At 66.1% G+C, this 2,530-nt stretch carries 1 protein-coding gene and 1 pseudogene; one reads left to right on the forward strand and one right to left on the reverse strand.

What is annotated here, in order from left to right; genetic code table 11:
• Positions 1-45 precede the first annotated feature (45 nt).
• A complete protein-coding gene (locus A3E77_RS15425; protein ID WP_293647524.1) occupies positions 46-1,353 on the reverse strand; it encodes a DUF3089 domain-containing protein in 1,308 nt (435 codons plus the stop codon).
• A gap of 180 nt (positions 1,354-1,533) precedes the next feature.
• On the opposite strand from A3E77_RS15425, the pseudogene A3E77_RS15430 reads away from it, so the two are divergent.
• Positions 1,534-2,530 (forward strand): annotated as a pseudogene (locus A3E77_RS15430) (DUF4153 domain-containing protein); the annotation flags it as partial.

Below are 2,530 nucleotides of genomic sequence, written 5' to 3' on the forward strand. Positions count from 1 at the left end.
CTCGACTTCGCTCGACACAAGCGGGTTGAGAAACGGGACCCCGGATCAGGTCCGGGGTGACGAGGCAGGGGAGGCGGGAACGGGCGTGGATGCAGACGCTGGCGCGAGTGGCGGCGCCGCGGGCGCCACCGGCGACGGCTTGCCTTCATAGGTTGCGAGGCGGCGGAGCGCGTCGGCGCGGACGTTCGCCCAGAACAGCGTGATGTCGTAGACATGGTAATTGTTGCCCGGCAGCACATAGCCTGCGACGACGTAATTTTTCGCGATCTCGGCATCGCCGATCATCAGGAAACCGCGCGTGTCGTCGCATTTGGCGCCGATCTTGCCCGCGATCAGCGATCCCGACTTGAAACCCTCGGTCGGTTTGAGCGTGCCGAGATTGGCCGCGGGCGGCGCTTCGGTGTCGGGGATGCCGGTGATCGGGTTGGTGCACAGCATCCGCGTTCCCGCGCGCGGGCGACCGTCGAAACCGATCGTGCCGTCATAGGCGGCGGTGACCATTTCAGGGTCGGCGGGGTCGGCAAAGGTCGCCCAGCCGAGGATGCAGCCCTTTTGTTCGGGTGTGCGGCAGGCGGGGAGACCGAGGCCCGCACCGTCGGTTTCGAGGCTGATCGGCCAGCCGATGACATAAGCCGCAACGATGCGCTTTGCGAGCGGGGTGCCCGCAATGCGGGTCTTGAGCAGGGTGGTGAGGTGGAGCGCGCCCTGGCTGTGCCCCGCGAGGATGATCGGCCGGTCCTTCGGCTGTGCGGCGAGGAAGGCATCGAACGCCTCCTCGACATCGCGATACGCCGAATCGATCGCCTTGCCCGCGGTCACGCGATCTTCGGCGAGGAAGGCGCCGAGCGTCGCCTGGCGATAGCGCGGCGCCCAGATTTCGCCGGCATCGGCAAAGGCGCTCGCCATGCCCTGCACGAACAGATTGGCACGGTGGTCCGAATCGCGATCTTCGAGCGGGGCGTTCCAGCTCGATCGGCTGTAATAGCTGGTCGGGTGGACGAAAAAGACCGCAGCGTCGCCCCTGGGGAAGGGCGTTGCGGCGGCCGTCTGCGCGGCCTCGGCGGGCGGGATCAGCGGCGCCGCGGCTTTTTCGCCGGGGAGGTCGGTGCCGGGGGTCTCGCTGCCATCGAAAGCGGGGCGCCACGCCGACGGGTCATTTTCCATCCCCGGCCGTGCGAACCACATCGCCCGATCGTCATAGGCGTTGGGTGCGACGGCGGCCTGCGGCTTAAATTCGGTGCTGGGGACGAAAGCGGTGCGCGCGATCCAGCCGGGGAACAGCTGGTACACGACCCCGGCGGCAACGATCAGCAGGATGATGGCGGCGATGAAATAGAGGAATTTGCGGGCCAAATCGGGGCTCCATGGGGGAGGGGAGACGGGTTTTCGGCCTCTCTAGCCGGTCCCGCGTCTCCCTACAAACAACTCGTCATGCTGACCTTGTTTCAGCATCCATGGTCTCAATTCGCGGCCCAAGGCCATGGATCCTGAAACAAGTTCAGGATGACGAAGTTACGGGATAGGCTGCGGTCCATGACCGACATGATCGCGCCCACCGTCCCCGATTCGCCCTCTGCGTCCGCCCGGCTCGACGACAATGACCCGCCCTGGCCGCTGCGCCCGTGGATCATGGCGGCGGTCTGCGCGGTCGCCGGGCTTGCCATCCACCTGTGCGTGGATCGCCGATATGGCACCGAAGCTGCGCCGCTGTTCGACGCGCTCGCGGCGTTCGTCGCGATCGGAACCATCGTGTTCGTGCTGGGAGTCGAGCTGCGCCGCTGGCATTGGGCGATAGGTTTTGCGCTGTTGTGGGGCGCGGTGATGGGGCTGATCACCTGGCATTCGGCGGGTTATAATGTCGGCGGATCGCCGGTCGAATGGCCGTTCTGGTCGGGCATATTGGCGGTTCTGGTCGCAACGCCGTTGTTCCAGACGCGGCGCGACGTGGCGCCCGACTGGCGCTTCTGGAAATTGTGGACGATGCCGTACGAGCGATTGCACAGCCATGCGTGGACCGATGCGGTAATCGGCGCGGCCAGCCTGGCATTCGTCGGCATCACCTTTCTGCTCGTCGTGCTGATCGGTCAGATGTTCAAGCTGATCGGGATCAACCTGATTTTCGACCTGCTGGGTGACGAATGGTTCGGGTGGATGCTGGCGGGTGCGGCGTTCGGCGGCGCGGTCGGCCTGCTGCGCGAGCGCGACCGGCTGGTGTCGACCTTGCAGCGGTTGGTGATGATCGTGCTCGCGGTGCTCGCGCCGGTGCTCGCGGTCGCTCTCGTGCTCTTCCTGCTCTCGCTGGTGGGCACGGGCTTGCAGAAGCTGTGGGATTCGGGCTTTTCGACCGCGGCGGTGATGATGGGGGTGGCGGCATTTGCGGTGCTGCTTGCCAATGCGGTGATCGGCAATGGCGGCGACGAACGCGCGACGAACCGGGCGCTGCGCTGGGCGGCGCCGGTGCTGGTCGCTGCGGTGCTGCCGCTCGCCGGGATCGCCGTTTATTCGATGCATTTGCGGGTGATCCAATATG

It is taken from the genome of Sphingopyxis sp. RIFCSPHIGHO2_12_FULL_65_19 (genome assembly GCF_001830555.1).
Lineage (GTDB): Bacteria > Pseudomonadota > Alphaproteobacteria > Sphingomonadales > Sphingomonadaceae > Sphingopyxis.